The sequence below is a fragment of the Candidatus Marimicrobium litorale genome, assembly GCF_026262645.1.
Taxonomy (GTDB): domain Bacteria; phylum Pseudomonadota; class Gammaproteobacteria; order Pseudomonadales; family Halieaceae; genus Marimicrobium; species Marimicrobium litorale.
Map to the genome: position 1 here is coordinate 2848896 of NZ_SHNO01000001.1, position 16604 is coordinate 2865499.

Here is a 16604-nt window from a genome sequence, read left to right on the forward strand (position 1 = left end):
TTAACCGCATCGGCATAATACGCGCATTCCACGAAACTGAGCGTTAACGGGCGTGTTGTTCTCGTCCCTCCCGTAAGCGGAATATCCTGTTCACGTGGGGACACGTGACGAAAAGAGGTTTTTGGCCGATGAACGTAATGGTGTTTGGCAAGCTGATAGGCGGGGTGCTTGGATGGTCCAGTGCAGGCCTGCCCGGCCTGGTTATCGGCGTTGTTATAGGGCATGCATTTGATCGAGGCCTTGCCCGGGCGATGCAGTTTGGTAGTCCCGAGGGCATTGAACAGGTCAAGAAAAGCTTTTTTGAAACGACCTTTCTGTTACTCGGCTATCTTGCCAAGGCGGATGGCAGAGTATCGCGTTCAGAGATCGATCACACTGAACAGATCTTTGTTCAAATGAGACTGGGCCCCGAGCAGCGGGAGCGCGCCATCAAGTTGTTTCAGCAGGGCGCCGGGGCGGATTTTGAACTACAGCAAGCCATCGACGTGTTCGTCGCGACCTGTGGTCCCCAGAAACAGTTGCAACAGACGCTGCTGTTATTCCTTATCTCTCTGGCAAACGCAGATGAGGTGATGGACCCCTCGGAACATGCAGCGCTGGTTTCGATCGCTGGGAAGATGGGTTTCAGCGCGACGCATTTGGAGCAGCTGCTTAGAATGGCTCGTGCCCAGGAGCAGTTCGACCAGCAGGGCGCTGCCTCTGCCGCATCCAGTTTGCAGGATGCCTACGCTGCCATCGGGGTGGATTCTTCCGTGAGTGATAAAGAGCTCAAGCGTGAATATCGTCGTCGCATGAGCGAGAACCACCCAGACAAGTTGATTGCCAAGGGCGTCCCTGAGGACATGATTAAACTGGCGACGACTCGTTCACAGGAAATACAGGCCGCATACGAGACGATCAAAAAATCCAGGCGGTGAGAGGCGGTGGTTTTTAGATGCGCCAGAATGCAGGGGTAAAAAGCACAAGCAGGGTAAAAATCTCCAGCCGGCCCAATAACATGGCGAAACAGAGGATGGCCTTGGTTGGTTCACTAAGGCTCCCGAAGCCGTTGCTGACGCCCGCAAAGCCTATGCCGAGATTATTGAGGGTTGCCGCAACAGCGGAGAACGCCGTCGTGAAGTCTAGCCCGGTCAATACCAGCAGTATCAGTAGCACGATATAAGCGGACGTATAAATCGCAAAGAAACTCCATACTGCGCTCACGACGGTCGCCTCCACCCGTCGACCACCGACCTTTAGCGGGATGACCGCCTGAGGGTGCACCAGTTGTTTTAGTTCACGCATGCCCTGTTTGAAAATAAGCATCACGCGCATGGCTTTGATACCGCCGGTGGTGGAGCCAACGCAGCCTCCCATGCAGGAGAAGAAGATCGCCATGATAGGCAGCGCGATAGGCCAAGCATTTAAATTTTCAGTAGAGTAGCCGGTGGTAGTGATAATCGACAAAACCTGAAATGTGCCGTGCAGTATGCTGTCTCTGTGGCCGTGTATATCCCATGCGATGAGACAGTAAATCGTTAGAATGACGCAAACGAGAACGGCGGTGAGATAAAACCGGGTTTCGGAGTCTCGTCGATAGACCATTGGCGAGCGGCGGCTGAAGGCGAGAAAGTGAAGACCGAAGTTGATACTCGACACGATCATAAAAACGATCGCCACGATAAGCACCGCGTCACTGTTGAAAAAACCCAGACTGTCATCGTGGGTCGAGAACCCTGCGAGTGACACTGTTGAAAAAGAGTGGGCGACCGCGTCAAAGCCCGACATGCCTACAGCGTAGTAGGCGACCGCGCACGCCACCGTCAGCAGCAGGTAAACAATAAACAACGCTTTGGCAGTTTCCGTAATACGCGGGGTCAGTTTACTGTTCTTGGAGGGTCCGGGTGTTTCGGCTTTATACAATTGCATGCCACCTACCCCCAGCATAGGTAAGATCGCGACGGCCACCACAATGATTCCGATGCCGCCTAGCCACTGTAGCAATTGACGGTAAAACAGGATGGATCGGGGCAATTCATCGAGGCCCTCAATGACGGTGGCGCCCGTTGCGGTAAGCCCTGAGATTGATTCAAACACCGCATCCATGGTCGAAATTTGTAATGCTTCAGACAGTGCGAACGGCAGCGCGCCAAACAGGCCAAGCACCGTCCAGAACAACGAGGTGATCAAAAACCCATCTCGAATTCTAAGGTCGTGGCGAGCGTTGCGCACCGGCAGCCACAGAAACAATCCGGAGAAAAAAGTAATCAGGATTGCGTAGATAAACCCACTGGCATTCCTCTGGCTCTCGAATAAAGCGAATACCAGAGGCACCAACTGAATCGAGCTGAACAGCATCAGCAGGATGCCAAGGATTCTGAACGTGACGGAGAAATGCATCCTATGAAAAAAACCCGAGACCGACAGCAAACAGGTTCTCTACCGCTTTGATTTGCTTGCGGTCAAGTAGGAACAGGATCACGTGATCATCCGTCTCCACCACAATATGTCGATGTGCGATTAACACGTCTTCTCCACGCACGACAGCGCCAATGGTGACGCCCTGGGGCAGTTTGATGTCGTCCAACCGTCGTCCCACGACCTGGGAGGAGCGCTGGTCTCCCAGGGCGGTCACTTCGATGGCCTCTGCGGCTCCCCTGCGCAGTGAGTGCACGTTGCTGATGTCGCCTTTTCTTACATGGGTAAGCAGGCTTCCGATGGTAATCTGTTGTGGTGAGATAGCGATATCGATTTCATCACCGACTAACTCCGCGTAAGCGGCGTTGGCAATCAGCGTGATGACTTTTTTGGCGCCCAACCGCTTCGCCAGCATGGACATCATGATGTTGGCCTCGTCGCTGTTGGTCAGCGCGCAGAAAACATCGGTGGCCTCTATATTTTCCGATGAAAGTAATTGCGGCTCGGAACCGCTGCCATGCAACACGATGCAGTGCTTGAGTCGCTCAGACAGGCTGCGGCACTGGCTGTAGGATTTCTCGATCAGCTTCACCTGGTAATCGTTCTCCAGAGATTGTGCCAGTGTCGCTCCGATGTTGCCGCCGCCAGCGATCATGACCCGCTTGTAAGGCTTGTCGACACTGCGCAGCTCTGACATGACTGCCCGGATATTGTCGCGGGCAGCAATGAAGAACACCTCGTCGTCCACTTCTACAACGGTATCACCCTCAGGGATTATGGCGCGGTCCTGTCGATAGATCGCCGCGACACGAGTATCCACGTTGGGCATGTGCCGTCGGATTTCCTGCAGCTCGTGTCCGACAATAGGGCCTCCGTGGTAAGCCCGCACGGCAACCAACTGCACCCGTCCTTTGGCAAAATCCATTACCTGCAGCGCGCCCGGGGTAGCAATAAGGCGGACTATGCTGCGTGTGACCAGTTGTTCGGGGCCAATAATGACATCGACCGGAATATGATCCCGGTTGAATAGTTGTTTCTGGTGAGCCAGGTAAAACGGTGAGCGGACCCGGGAAATTTTGGTTGGTGTTTTGAACAGGGTGTAAGCCACCTGACAGGCCATCATGTTGATCTCGTCGCTATTGGTCACGGCAACGAGCATGTCTGCGTCCTCGGCTCCCGCCTCGCGCAGGGTGTCCGGATGAGAAGCGCCACCTGTCACAGTGCCGATATCGAGCCGCTCCTGTAACGCGCGGAGTTTGTCGGTGTCGGTATCGACAACGGTGATGTCGTTTTGCTCGTTGGCGAGGTGCTCGGCGAGGGTGCCGCCGACCTGGCCAGCGCCGAGAATAATGATCTTCATGGCCCGGTGAGCCTTGCAGTGATTACGGGTCCCGAAGAGTGCGCGACTAGGTCAGAGGCCCTCCCGGTTATGCAATCACATTAAAGAAGTCGCCCCGTGAATGTAAGAGCCGGTGTGGCGAAATTGTGCACAACTATGAGACTGTTTTTTGCAGCAACGCGTAGTACAGGCCGTCACTGCCACCGCTACTGGGGAGCAGTTGTTTGCCGTAGCTCGACGCCTCGCCCCAGGGGGTATCGAGGTCTTGATGCACCGCATCCGGTGTTTGGTCGAGGAAGCGGCCGATGACCGTACTGTTTTCTTCTTTGAAGATGGAGCAGGTTGCATACAACAGGGTGCCGCCCGGTTTCAGTAGTGGCCAGACACCCAGGAGCAGGCGGGTTTGCAGCTCGCTAAACGTTGCGATATCGGTCGTTTTGCGCAGCTGTTTTACGTCTGGATGCCGCCGGATTACGCCACTGGCTGAACAAGGGGCATCTACCAATATGCGATCGAAGCTGGCCGCGGATAGCTGTTCCGGTGGCGCGGTCCCGTCGGCGCAAACGAGTGATGCAACAAGCCCCAGTCGCGCCAGATTGTCCGAGACCTTGTCCAGCCTGTTCCTCTCTACATCCATCGCAACCAGTTCCGCAAGCTCCGCTTGCAGTTCCAGTATGTGACAGGTCTTTCCCCCGGGCGCTGCGCAGACATCCAGCACGCGCTCTCCCGGTCCGGGCGAAAGCAGGATTGCGGCCAGTTGTGCCGCTTCGTCCTGTACGCTCACCATGCCGTCTTGAAACCCCGGCAACTGGCTTACATCCATCGCGTGCGACAGGTAAATAGCCTGCGGGCCGAGTAGGCCCTCACTGCTGCCTATGCCCTGCTTGGCGAGTGTTTTGAGGTACTGCTCGCGGCTGACTCGGGCGGTGTTCACGCGGAGCGTCATGGGGGGGTGTTCGTTGTTGGCAAGCAGTATATCGCCGGCGGCGGCGGGCCACTGCGTCTGGATTTTGTCATAAAGCCAACGGGGGTGACAGCTGCTGGCTGCATCATCCAGCGCTTCTAGCAGTGGCTCACGTTCCCGCAGGAACCGCCGCAGTACAGCATTGGACAGATTTTTGGCCCAGTGCTTTTTGAGCGCCCGCGTGGCCTCTACGGTAGCCGCGACGGCGGCGTGGTCGGGTACACGTGTGAAGTCCAGTTGATACAAGCCACAGAGTAACAGGGCCTGGATATCGCGATCTTTGTCTTTCAGGGGTTTGTCTATCAGCTGTGCGAGGATTGCTGTGAGACGCGGTTCGTGGCGCAGTGTCCCGTAGCATAGCTGGCGCAACAGTCCCAGATCTCGCGTTTTGACCTTGCTTTCCTGCCGCGCGAGGGCACGGTCGAGGGATTGCCCGCTGAACACGTCTGCGATGGTCAGTGCTGCTGCGGCGCGGGTATCGACGCTCATTCTTGTGCCGCCGCGGCCGTGGGCGCAAAGCGTTTGCCCACAGAAAAGCGATCGTGGTGAGCGCGCAGCAGCTCTGCCGCGGGCAATTGTCTGCCGCCTTCCAGTTGCAATATTTGCAGAACCAGGTCGCCCTTTGCGCAACGCACGGTGATGCCTTCCTGGTCGGCCTTAACGATGGTGCCAGGAGCGCTATCGCAGAGCTCTGCGGCTGCGGGCCTCGCGCCCCAGATTCGGACGCGCTTGCCATCGAGTACGGCGTAACAGACCGGGGCAGGGTTGAAGGCGCGAATCTGCCGGTCCAGGGTGGTGGCGTCGCGGCACCAGTTGATCTCGGCTTCCTGTTTGTGCAATTTGTGCGCGTAGTTTGCCTGCGTATCGTCCTGGGGCTGCGCAGATGCGCGACAGGATTCCAGGTTATCCAGTACGCTCAGAAGCAGCTCGGGACCCAGTAGTGCGAGTTGATCGTGCAGATCGGTTGCGCTAGCGCGCGGGTCAACCGGGCAGGCTGCGGTGGCAAGCGTGTCGCCGGTATCGAGTCCTGCGTCCATTTGCATGATAGTGATTCCACTGGCTTCGTCACCCGCCTCGATCGCGCGCTGGATGGGTGCGGCTCCCCGCCAGCGGGGCAGGAGTGAGGCATGGACATTGAGGCAACCAAACCGGGGGATAGTCAGTACGTCGCGAGGCAGGATTAACCCGTAGGCCACCACCACGAGCACATCCGCGTCGTGTGCCGCCAGTTCGGTCTGTACCTCTTTATCTTTGAGGGTGTCGGGCTGATAGACCGGGATACCCGCCTCTTCGGCGACCTGCTTGACGGGGCTCGTCTGGAGCTGGCGGCCCCGCCCCGCGCGGCGGTCCGGCTGGGTGTAGATTGACAGTAGTTGGTGCTTACTATCGACAATAGCCTCAGCATGAAGGGCCGCGAAGCGGGGCGTGCCGGCAAAAATGACTCTGAGGCTGGCATCTGTCATGGCGTCAGTCGCGGCATCGCTGGTCTTTTTCCAGCTTCTTGCGTATCCGTTGCCGCTTCAGGGGAGACAGATAATCGACAAAAAGTTTGCCGTTGAGGTGATCTATCTCGTGCTGCAGGCAGATGGCCTCCAGCCCGGACAGCGTCTGGTTGAATGCGTCGCCATTGCGATCCAGGGCCGCAACCGTTACTTCTTGGGGACGGGTTACGGGCTCAAAAAAACCCGGCACAGACAGACAGCCTTCATCATAGTCTTCCAGCGTTTCACTGCGTGCGGTGATGTCCGGGTTAATGAATACCAGTGGGCGGTCGTTTTCTTCGGAGACGTCCATGACCAGAATGCGCTGGTGCACGTTGACCTGGGTCGCGGCGAGGCCGATGCCCGGTGCGTTGTACATGGTTTCAAACATGTCTTCGATGAGCTTCCGTGTTATCTCGGTGACCGTATCTACAGGCGCCGCACGGGTGCGTAAGCGAGGGTCAGGGAACTCCAGTATTTCCAGTAATGCCATGATATTCAGTGCCTGCGCAGCGGCTAGTGTTGGCCAGAATTGGCTGCGTGATTTGGTAACATTTGGCTTGCCAGCGTCATGTTGCAACAGCAAACTGTGAGCATTATACAGCGTGCGATTACGGGGTGCCTAGCGTTAGGACGCCGCTGCGCCTCGGCCGAAGGGCAAGGGTATGGCGGTGTTTTCGCCGCCAGAGCAGGTCGCACGGTGACAATCAGTCGGCCGGAGGCACACGAATTCAGCAGCGGTGGTGTGGGAGAACGTGAGCCAGGCGTTGGATGCCCGCCTGAATGAAAAGGGTGCAATAATGAAAATAAAGTCAATTTCTCTTGGTCTATTTCTGGCTTCACTGCTGTTTGCAGGATGGGCGCAGGCGGCAGTGCAACTCAATGAGGATGTACCGGAAACGTACATCGTTGAGAAGGGCGATACACTTTGGGGGATTTCAGGGATGTACCTGCAGGAGCCCTGGCGCTGGCCGGAGCTCTGGGATGTTAATCCGCAGATCGATAACCCCCACCTGATATTTCCCGGCGACGAACTCTACCTTGTCTGGATTGACGGCCAGCCGCGGCTTCGTTTGCGGCGAGGCAGGGAAAAGGTATTAAGTCCGAACATGCGGGTCAGCGACCTCGACCTGGCTATTCCCTCTATTCCACTGGACCAGATAGGCCCCTGGCTGCAGAACAACCGTGTCATGGAAGCCGGGGAGCTGAACCAGTCCGCGTACATTGTTGCCCAGGACCAGCGCGCCCTGATTGGCGGGCCCGGAGACACCATTTACGGCCGCGGCCCGTTTCCCGATGGCGAGCGGACCTATGGCATTTATCGCATTGGCCAGCGTTTTATAGATCCTAATACCGGGGAGCACCTGGGATACGAGGTTATGGATATCGGGACGGGAAGACTCACGAGCAGCAACCGTGATGAGGTCACCCAACTGGAAATTACCCGTGTTGCGGAGGAAGTCAGAATTGGTGATCGACTCCTGCCCCAGGAAGAACGCGTGCTGGACTCGACCTTCCACCCCCAGGCGCCGCAGGCGGCAATTGTCGGCGGCGCGATCATAGCCGTTGTCGGCGGCCTGACGCAGGTGGGTGACATGAGTATCGTTGTCATTAATCAGGGCAAGCGGGACGGCCTTCAGATTGGCAACGTGGTCGCGGTATACCAGACGGGCCGCACCGTATTCGATAAGGTCTCCGAGTCGAATGTGCGTCTGCCAGATACCCGGGCAGGTCTGGCGATGGTGTTCGAATCTTATGAAAAGGTCAGCTACGCCATTATCCTGAGAGCGACCCGCCCGCTCGAGATATTCGATTTGATCAAGAATCCCTGAACAGGGCCGGTAGCGCTAGCTGCCGTGATACCGCCGCCGCACATAACGTCAAGGACGATGTATGAATGTTGGCAAAGCACACCTCGATGCCCGCGCGGGCGGTGTCTCGACCGTCGCAATCGATGACGAACACTATCCGCCGCTGCTGCGCGAAATCCACGATCCGCCGGCGCTGTTATACGTGCTGGGTGAGCCCGCCCTGCTACTCACTCCGCAGCTGGCAGTAGTGGGCAGCCGCGGTGCAACGTCCGCGGGGCTTCGGCTGGCGCGCGACCTGAGTGGCCAGCTATCAGCAGCCGGTTTGCTGGTTGGCTCCGGGCTGGCTCTGGGGATTGACACCGCGGCGCACGAGGGTGCGTTGCAGGTGGGCGGCCGGACGGTCGCCGTCATGGCCACGGGCATCGAGCAGGTTTACCCGCATCGGAACCGCGCACTCGCCCGCCGTATCGAGGCGACGGGTTGTCTCGTATCCGAGTTTCCGCCGGGCACGCCGCCGCGTCGTCACCATTTTCCGAAGCGCAACCGGATCATCAGCGGGATGGCCCTGGGTGTCGTGGTGATCGAGGCGGCCCTACCAAGCGGCTCCCTGATCACTGCGGGCGCGGCGCTTGAGCAGGGGCGAGAGGTCTTTGCCCTGCCGTGGTCACCCCTGCATGAAGGGGGGCTCGGGTGCCTGCAGTTACTGCGCGATGGCGCTAAAATGGTGCGCGCGGTGGATGATATTCTCGAAGAGTTTGGCGTCTGCGATGTTCCGCGAGGTGTGAGTTTTCAAACAGCTCGCGAGAAGGGGCGCGAGGAATCCTGGCTGCTGCCCCTGCTTGGCTACGAAGCGATTACTCTGGATGAACTGGTGACGGGTACAGCGCGCCCAGCGGCGCACTTGCTGGCAGAATTGTCCAATCTGGAGTTGGCGGGTCGGGTACAACGCCTTTCTTCAGGTTATATCCGCTGTTGAACTTGCCAATTCCGCCACAATTAGTAAGAATCGCCGGTCTTTCAGGCTCTTGTAGCCGTTGTTTTAACGTAATAGGAGAAAATGCATGAGCGAGCCGTTTGTCGCAATTGTGATGGGTTCCGATTCCGACCTGCCGGTAATGGAGGCCAGCTTTGATGTGCTGCGTAAATTTGGTGTGCACTTCGAAGTAAGAATCACCTCTGCCCACCGCACACCGGAAGAAACCAAAGCGTTTATCAAAGAGGCCGAGGAGCGCGGCTGCGCCGTTTTTATTGCTGCGGCCGGCATGGCAGCACACCTCGCGGGCGCTGTCTCTGCTACCACCGTAAAGCCGGTGATTGGTGTTCCGATGAATGCATCACTGGATGGCCTAGATGCGCTGTTGTCCACCGTGCAAATGCCCGCGGGCATCCCCGTGGCAACGGTTGCGATTGGTAAGGCGGGTGCAAAAAATGCGGCCTATCTCGCAACTCAGATCCTGTCCGTGGCCAATCCCCAACTGGCGCAGCAGTTGCGTGACGAGCGAGAGGCAAATGCCCGGGATATTGCCGATAAAAACGCAGCACTGCAGGAAAAACTGAAGGCCTAAGGTTGTCTTTTTCACCGAGCTTTCTCGCCCTAAAGCAGGCCACCGATGCGCTGTGCAGGGAAGACGTGATCGCCTGCCCCACAGAAGCCGTGTGGGGCTTGAGTTGTGATCCCGACAGTCGAGCCGCCGTCACGCGCCTCCTGCAAATCAAGCAGCGGTCAGAGTCCAAGGGGCTCATTCTGGTGGCGGCGCACATCGAGCAATTGGGTACATTGCTGTCGGGTCTGGACCCTGAACAGCTTGATGCCCTGCGTGCCACGTGGCCTGGCCCTGCTACCTGGCTATTGCCCCACCATGACCGTGTGCCCCCGTGGGTCTGTGGTGCGCACGATACGGTTGCGGTGCGGGTCAGCGACCACCCCGTCGTCTCATCGCTTTGCATTGCCTGGGGCGGGCCGCTAGTTTCCACGTCGGCCAATCCGGGCGGTGCACTCCCTGCCCGTGAGGCGTTTCAGGTGCGACGTTATTTCGGAGGCAGTGTGTCCTGTTTTGTGCCGGGCAGGGTCGGTTCATCGGCGCGGCCCACTGCGATCCGGCACCTCGTAAGCGGGGACATTGTCCGCTCCTGATCCGCACCATTCCCAGGGAGCGGTTTCCCTGTGGCTTCAGGGGCGTATAATGCGCGTCGAATAATTTCCTCAAGGAAATGGAAGATGCAGATTGAACAGGTAAAGGCCTATCTGCTGGGTTTACAAGACAGTATTTGCGTTGCCTTGTCAGAGGAAGATGGTGCGGCGAGCTTCTCGACTGAAGCGTGGCAGCGTCCTGAAGGTGGTGGCGGTCGGAGCCGGGTGCTCTGCGGTGGCGCCGTGCTGGAAAAAGCGGGGGTTAATTTTTCCCATGTGACCGGCCAAAACCTGCCTCCCTCCGCCTCCGCGGCGCGGCCTGAATTGGCGGGTCGCAGTTTTGAAGCGTTAGGGGTTTCTCTCGTTATTCACCCCGAGAATCCCTACATTCCTACTTCTCACGCCAACGTTCGATTTTTTGTCGCGAACAAGCCCGGCGAAGAACCGGTATGGTGGTTTGGAGGCGGCTATGACCTCACACCCTACTATGCCAGTAAGGGCGATTGTATTGCTTGGCACAGCGTGGCTGCGGAGGCCTGTGCGCCATTTGGCGAAGATACATACAGTCGATTCAAGACCTGGTGTGACAGGTATTTTTACCTGAAACACAGGGATGAGGCTCGGGGAATCGGCGGCCTGTTTTTTGACGACTTGAACGAATGGGATTTCGATACCTGTTTTGCGTTCACCCGCTCCGTGGGCGATTCTTATCTTCGCGCCTACCGCCCTATCGTGCAGCGCAATAAGAATAAACCCTACGGTGAGCGGGAACGCCAGTTCCAGCTGTATCGCCGGGGTCGTTATGTCGAATTTAACCTGGTGTTTGATCGCGGCACACTGTTTGGCTTGCAGTCTGGCGGTCGTACTGAGGCAATCCTCATGTCGATGCCTCCACTGGTGCGCTGGGAGTATGATTACCAGCCCGAGCCCGGCTCTCCCGAAGCGGAATTGACCGAGTATTACCTGCAGCATAAAGACTGGCTTGCAGAGGCCTGATGGCATGATTGAAAAACCCAGATACGCTGTTTTCGGCAACCCGATTAAGCAGAGCAAATCGCCGGAAATCCATGCGCTGTTCGCGGAGCAGTGCGATCGCGAGCTGCTTTATCGCGCGGTGCGGGTGGATCGAGGTGCCTTTGCCGCCGCCGTTGCGCAGTTTTTTGATGGGGGAGGCGCCGGCCTCAATGTCACCGTGCCGTTCAAGCAAGAGGCGTTCGATCTCGCAGATCATCTGAGTGAGAGAGCTGCCAAGGCAGGTGCCGCCAACACGCTGACGCGGCGTGAAGATGGCACGGTTGCCGGCGATAATACCGATGGTATCGGCTTGGTGCGAGATCTGGTCGCCAATCTCGGGTGGATGATACAGGGCCAGCGGGTGCTGTTACTGGGTGCTGGTGGTGCCGCCCGCGGCGTCCTTGGCCCCCTGTTGCGAGAGAGGCCGCAGGAACTGCTGGTGGTAAACAGAACCGCGCAACGCGCCGAGCAATTGGTGCGGGAGTTTCGGGACCAGGGGCAGGTCTCCGGTGGTGCCTACGCGCTGGCGAATGACCGTCAATTTGACCTGGTAATTAACGCGACCAGCGCCGGGCTCGATGGCACGGTGCCGGACCTCCCGGGTGAATTATTGACCGAGCGCGGTTGCTGCTATGACATGGTTTACGGTGCCGAGCCCACGCCCTTTATGCGCTGGGCGGCCCACCATGCGGCCTGGGCGGTATCTGATGGGTTGGGCATGCTGGTAGAGCAGGCGGCAGAATCTTTCTATATCTGGCACGGTGCGCGCCCGGATACTGGGCCGGTTGTGCAGCAGTTGCGCGGGGCCATGAACGCCCTGTGAGAGCACATTGCCGTCTGCCTCAGGCCGTCTCCGGCAGGGCCTCCAGCTCTTCTATGTGCTGGTCCTTCAAAGACAGATAGTTATTGGCGCTGTAGGTGAAGTAGGCACGCTCTTTTTCTGACAGGGCTCTGATTTCGCGCGCCGGGGTGCCGGCATAAAGGTAGCCGCTGCGCAGTGTTTTACCCGGTGTTACCAGCGCGCAGGCACCGATGACGACCTCATTTTCCACGGTGACTCCGTCCATAACGGTTGCGCCCATACCCACAAGAACCCGATCACCAAGCGTGCACCCGTGCAACGTCGCGTTGTGCCCGATAGTGACATCGCAGCCAATATGCAGCGGCCAGCCACCGGGGTTATAGGGTCCATCGTGGGTAATGTGCAGTACGCTGCCGTCCTGAACATTGGTTCTGGCCCCGATAAAAATACGGTGCATGTCTCCGCGAATGGCGACTTGAGGCCAGACAGAGACGTCATCCTCCAGAGTGACGTCTCCGATGACCACTGCGCTGGGGTCGATGAGTACTCTCTGACCGGTGGTGGGGGAAATACCGGCAAAACTTCGCAGGCTGGTGGGACGATAGTGGCGCATTCGGGCTCCTCCTCGAGTGATGGGCTGTTACAATAGCGGGGATAACATCGCCTTTCCAGACAGCCGCAGCTGTTGGAGTATTTACATGCCAGACAAGCCGAACAGACGCCGTTTCATCGCGGGGGCCGTGTGCCCACGCTGCGCACTGAAAGATAAAATCGTCGTGGATCTCGACACGGACCAGCGGCTTTGTGTGAGCTGTGGTTTTTCTGAAGACCGCCCGGACGGCGGCGTGGCGGAGCTGCCTACCCGCGTCAGCCGGGCGATGGCGCGCCGGGTAGATACCCCTGCGGAGCCTGTGACCCTGCTCGATGGTGAGGATTCCTGACGTCAGGCAGACAGGCGCAGCCGGATACTGTGCTTTGGCCCCATGATCTGCTCGGAGGAGATCAGGGCCGTATCGGGCCGGGAGGAGCCGGGGAGCGCGCGGATTTGGTCCCACACATACTCCTTACCGAGCAGCTGCCCCGCCGCAAACTGCACCAATTGCTCCAGGCTGGTCGCAAAGGCGTCGCCGAGTAAATGGTGCACGATGATATTGGCCTCTGTCATGTCCAGCGGCACTAGTGGACGCTGTAGTTGGCGAATATGGTGATCATTGACCTCTTCCAGCAGCCTGTGGGCCAAAAACGCCTCATCGAGCAGCGCCTCCAGCCCCCCGTCCTGTGGCAGTGCGTTGGGAGGCTGCAGAAAATAGTCCTCAGCCATGTGCAGAAAGGGCGCGGCGTAGTCGTAAAAGCCAAATTCTTTGCTGAGTGCGGTTACCAGATGCAGGCACCCGGGCACGCTCTCCACGTAGTTCGTGACAAACTCCATCAGCGCAAGAACGGGCTCATTTTCAGGTAAAACGAGTTTGTCCCGCAGCAGCGGCACTTCCTGTGCGAGTTTTTGGCGTAGCTGCCCTGATTCCTCTTCCTGCAATAGCGCCACACGAATTGTTTCTTTTATGCCGAGGGTGACCAAAACTCGCTACCTGTATCGAGGGGTAATGCTGTGAGACTCTTTTCAGGCTAGACCATTTCGGGCATTTTGCTAGCAGCCCGACCCACGAAGTACCAGTGCAAACGGGCTAAAACCTGAGCGAAATCAGGCGTGAATATTGAATATCCGACAAAGCCTTTAACTCTGTAGGATTCGCGCCAGAGTTCCGCTATAATCCGCGCGGTTTTTGACGTCAGGCCGCATCTTGGAATGAGGCTCGTCCGCAGCAGGCCTGTTTATTCGCCCCGAGTGGCCTGCGCCCAATCGATTGCGAGAGCGCCATGGTGGAGGAAAGGGGTTTGTCTGGGAATACAGTTTTTCTGAATGGAGACACGGGAAATGGGTTTTAAAGCGAAGCGGCTTTTACAGCTCGCGGTTGCGCCTATGCTGTTGCTGATGAGCGTCATCGCCTTTGCAGCCGACGGTGGGTTGAGCAGTATCAATATGTCACCCGGAGTTACCGAGGTCGGGCGGCAAATCTACGACCTGCACATGATTATTCTTGGAATTTGCGTCGTGATCGGCGTCCTGGTATTCGGTGTGATGTTTTATTCAATCATCTACCACCGAAAGTCCCGGGGCGTTACACCGGCAACTTTCCACGAGAGTACCAAAGTCGAGATAGCCTGGACTATCGTGCCCTTCATCATTTTGATCGCGATGGCGGTGCCTGCCACCACGACCTTGCTCGACATTTACGACAATGACGAAGCCCAGCTGAATGTCATCGTCAAGGGATATCAGTGGAAGTGGAAGTATGAGTACATCAACGAAGAAGGCGATAACGTGGCTTTCTTCAGTAATCTGCGCACTCCGCAGGCGGAAATTTACAACACCGAGGCGAAGGGTGAAAACTACCTCTTGGAGGTGGATGAGCCGCTTGTTCTGCCTGCGAACACCAAGATTCGCTTCCTTGTAACGGCGAACGACGTCATTCACTCGTGGTGGGTGCCGCAGCTTGCGGTTAAAAGGGATGCTATTCCCGGCTTTATCAACGAAATATCAACCCGCACTGCGGACGAGGGAGTCTATCGTGGACAGTGCGCGGAGCTCTGCGGCAAGGACCATGGCTTCATGCCCATTGTGGTGAACGTGGTCAGCAAAGAGGAATACGCAGAGTGGTTTGCGAACAAGCAGGCGGAAGCAAGGGAGGTCAATGACCTAATGGCTCAAACTTTTGTCATGGATGACCTGATGACCCGCGGAAAGTCGGTGTATGAGCGCAATTGCCTTGCGTGCCACGGAGCCAATGGTGAGGGCGGTGTCGGCACGGCAATCGCAGGCAGCACTGTTGCTACAGGGGGTGTTAGTGGACACCTGGACATCGGTATCAATGGCGTTCCCGGTACCGCGATGCAGGCGTTCGGCGGTCAGCTAAATGATGTCGATATGGCGGCGGTGATCACTTATCAGCGCAACGCCTTTGGCAATAACATGGGCGATCTCATTCAGCCCATTGACGTATACAACCACAAGAAAGGCCAATAGGAGGGTTTAACGATGGGAGAACATCATCACGGTCCTGCCAAGGGCCTCGGAAGGTGGCTGTTTACCACCAATCATAAAGACATCGGAACCATGTATCTGTGGTTCTCGTTCGCGATGTTCATTCTGGGCGGCTTTTTCGCCATGGTTATCCGGGCAGAACTATTCCAGCCCGGGATGCAGTTGATAGACCCCGCTTTTTTCAACCAGATGACGACGCTCCATGGGCTCATAATGGTGTTCGGTGCGATCATGCCCTCCTTCGTGGGCTTGGCTAACTGGCTGATCCCAATGATGATCGGCGCACCGGATATGGCGTTGCCGCGGATGAACAACTGGAGCTTCTGGATTCTTCCTCCGACTTTCCTGTTGTTGGCGTCGACTCTCTTTATGGAAGGCGGTGCGCCGGCCTTTGGCTGGACTTTCTACGCGCCTCTTTCGACGACCTATGCGCCGCCGTCGGTTACCTTCTTCATCTTTTCTGTCCACGTTTTGGGGCTGTCTTCCATCATGGGCTCGATCAATATCATTGCTACCGTGATGAACATGCGCGCGCCCGGCATGACGTACATGAAAATGCCGCTGTTTGTCTGGACCTGGCTGATCACTGCGTTTTTGCTGGTTGCTGTTATGCCGGTATTGGCCGGAGCCGTTACCATGATGCTCATGGATATTCACTTCGGCACCAGTTTCTTCTCGGCAGCCGGCGGCGGCGACCCCGTGCTGTTCCAGCACGTATTCTGGTTCTTTGGCCACCCCGAGGTCTATATCATTATCCTGCCGGCATTCGGCGTGGTGTCCCAGATTATTCCTGCGTTTTCTCGCAAGCCGCTGTTTGGCTATGACTCGATGGTCTACGCTACGGCATCGATTGCTTTTCTATCCTTTATTGTATGGGCGCACCACATGTATACAGTCGGTATGCCCGTCGCGGGTGAGCTGTTCTTTATGTATGCCACCATGTTGATTGCGGTGCCCACCGGGGTGAAGGTGTTCAACTGGATTTCCACCATGTGGCGCGGCGCCATGACGTTTGAGACCCCGATGCTATTCAGTATTGGCTTCTTGGTGCTGTTTACGCTGGGCGGTTTTACCGGGTTGATGTTGTCTATCGCGCCGGCAGACTTTCAGTACCATGACTCCTATTTTGTTGTGGCTCATTTCCATTACGTGATGGTGGCAGGTGCGGTCTTCAGCATGACGGCGGCTATTTATTTCTGGCTGCCCAAGTGGTGTGGACGCATGTACAACGAGACGATGGGCAAGACCCATTTCTGGATCTCGTTTATTGGATTTAACCTGACGTTTTTCCCACAACACTTCGTCGGGCTTGCGGGCATGCCCCGCCGAATCCCGGACTACGCATTGCAGTTTGCGGACTTCAACATGATGTCCTCGATCGGTGCGTTTATCTACGGTGCATCGCAGATTTTGTTTTTGTACAACGTGATTGCGACAATTGTAGCGGGTGAGCCGACCTCGGAAGAGAAGGTCTGGGATGGGGCTGAGGGATTGGAATGGACGTTGCCGACACCGGCGCCCTACCACACCTTTGAAACGCCGCCTTCGGTGAAGTAAGACGTACT

17 protein-coding genes are annotated in these 16604 nt (G+C 57.2%); 10 read left to right on the plus strand and 7 right to left on the minus strand.

Features of this window, described 5'->3' with window-relative positions:
• The first annotated feature begins 128 nt into the window (after nucleotides 1-128).
• Nucleotides 129-917, plus strand: a complete 789-nt coding sequence (gene djlA, locus EYC82_RS12865) for a co-chaperone DjlA (protein WP_279249941.1) — start codon at nucleotides 129-131, stop codon at nucleotides 915-917.
• Between the two features lie 13 nt (nucleotides 918-930).
• Here djlA and EYC82_RS12870 read toward each other — a convergent pair whose 3' ends face one another.
• From EYC82_RS12870 to def, 5 genes are all read right to left on the minus strand, one after another.
• On the minus strand, nucleotides 931-2379 hold the full coding sequence (locus tag EYC82_RS12870) for a TrkH family potassium uptake protein (protein ID WP_279249942.1): 1449 nt from the start codon (nucleotides 2377-2379) through the stop codon (nucleotides 931-933).
• Nucleotide 2380: 1 nt separating this feature from the next.
• A complete protein-coding gene (gene trkA / locus EYC82_RS12875; RefSeq protein WP_279249943.1) occupies nucleotides 2381-3757 on the minus strand; it encodes a Trk system potassium transporter TrkA in 1377 nt (458 codons plus the stop codon).
• Between the two features lie 133 nt (nucleotides 3758-3890).
• Entirely contained in the window at nucleotides 3891-5189 is a 1299-nt protein-coding gene (rsmB, locus tag EYC82_RS12880; protein ID WP_279249944.1) for a 16S rRNA (cytosine(967)-C(5))-methyltransferase RsmB, read from the minus strand.
• A complete protein-coding gene (gene fmt, locus EYC82_RS12885; RefSeq protein WP_279249945.1) occupies nucleotides 5186-6163 on the minus strand; it encodes a methionyl-tRNA formyltransferase in 978 nt (325 codons plus the stop codon). The genes rsmB and fmt overlap by 4 nt, the downstream gene beginning before the upstream one ends.
• Before the next feature lie 4 nt (nucleotides 6164-6167).
• The gene (gene def / locus EYC82_RS12890; protein WP_279249946.1) at nucleotides 6168-6674 is read right to left on the minus strand and encodes a peptide deformylase; all 507 of its coding nucleotides are present in this window, start codon (nucleotides 6672-6674) and stop codon (nucleotides 6168-6170) included.
• 307 nt (nucleotides 6675-6981) lie between these two features.
• Between def and EYC82_RS12895 the strand changes: the two genes are divergently transcribed.
• From EYC82_RS12895 to aroE, 6 genes are all read left to right on the plus strand, one after another.
• The gene (locus tag EYC82_RS12895) at nucleotides 6982-8013 is read left to right on the plus strand and encodes a LysM peptidoglycan-binding domain-containing protein (RefSeq protein ID WP_279249947.1); all 1032 of its coding nucleotides are present in this window, start codon (nucleotides 6982-6984) and stop codon (nucleotides 8011-8013) included.
• 61 nt (nucleotides 8014-8074) lie between these two features.
• Nucleotides 8075-8968, plus strand: a complete 894-nt coding sequence (dprA, locus tag EYC82_RS12900; protein ID WP_279249948.1) for a DNA-processing protein DprA — start codon at nucleotides 8075-8077, stop codon at nucleotides 8966-8968.
• 85 nt (nucleotides 8969-9053) lie between these two features.
• Nucleotides 9054-9557, plus strand: a complete 504-nt coding sequence (gene purE / locus EYC82_RS12905) for a 5-(carboxyamino)imidazole ribonucleotide mutase (RefSeq protein WP_279249949.1) — start codon at nucleotides 9054-9056, stop codon at nucleotides 9555-9557.
• A gap of 2 nt (nucleotides 9558-9559) precedes the next feature.
• Complete coding sequence (gene tsaC, locus EYC82_RS12910; RefSeq protein WP_279249950.1) at nucleotides 9560-10126, plus strand: L-threonylcarbamoyladenylate synthase type 1 TsaC; 567 nt, start codon at nucleotides 9560-9562, stop codon at nucleotides 10124-10126.
• Nucleotides 10127-10210: 84 nt separating this feature from the next.
• Entirely contained in the window at nucleotides 10211-11119 is a 909-nt protein-coding gene (gene hemF, locus EYC82_RS12915; protein ID WP_279249951.1) for an oxygen-dependent coproporphyrinogen oxidase, read from the plus strand.
• A 4-nt stretch (nucleotides 11120-11123) separates the two neighbouring features.
• Entirely contained in the window at nucleotides 11124-11960 is an 837-nt protein-coding gene (gene aroE / locus EYC82_RS12920; RefSeq protein ID WP_279249952.1) for a shikimate dehydrogenase, read from the plus strand.
• Between the two features lie 19 nt (nucleotides 11961-11979).
• Here the strand turns inward: aroE and EYC82_RS12925 are convergent, their stop codons facing one another.
• Nucleotides 11980-12552 carry a gamma carbonic anhydrase family protein gene (locus tag EYC82_RS12925; RefSeq protein ID WP_279249953.1) on the minus strand — a complete coding sequence of 191 codons (573 nt, stop codon included), beginning with the start codon at nucleotides 12550-12552 and terminating at the stop codon, nucleotides 11980-11982.
• 85 nt (nucleotides 12553-12637) lie between these two features.
• On the opposite strand from EYC82_RS12925, the gene EYC82_RS12930 reads away from it, so the two are divergent.
• The gene (locus EYC82_RS12930; RefSeq protein ID WP_279249954.1) at nucleotides 12638-12880 is read left to right on the plus strand and encodes a YheV family putative metal-binding protein; all 243 of its coding nucleotides are present in this window, start codon (nucleotides 12638-12640) and stop codon (nucleotides 12878-12880) included.
• Nucleotides 12881-12882: 2 nt separating this feature from the next.
• On the opposite strand, the gene EYC82_RS12935 is transcribed toward EYC82_RS12930, so the two are convergent.
• Nucleotides 12883-13482, minus strand: coding sequence for a hypothetical protein (locus tag EYC82_RS12935; protein WP_279249955.1), 600 nt, complete (start codon nucleotides 13480-13482; stop codon nucleotides 12883-12885).
• 390 nt (nucleotides 13483-13872) lie between these two features.
• Here EYC82_RS12935 and coxB point away from each other — a divergent pair, with 390 nt between their 5' ends.
• Both coxB and ctaD read left to right on the plus strand, forming a co-directional pair.
• Nucleotides 13873-15021, plus strand: coding sequence for a cytochrome c oxidase subunit II (coxB, locus tag EYC82_RS12940; protein ID WP_279249956.1), 1149 nt, complete (start codon nucleotides 13873-13875; stop codon nucleotides 15019-15021).
• A gap of 12 nt (nucleotides 15022-15033) precedes the next feature.
• Entirely contained in the window at nucleotides 15034-16596 is a 1563-nt protein-coding gene (ctaD, locus tag EYC82_RS12945) for a cytochrome c oxidase subunit I (protein WP_279249957.1), read from the plus strand.
• The last annotated feature ends 8 nt before the right edge of the window (nucleotides 16597-16604 follow it).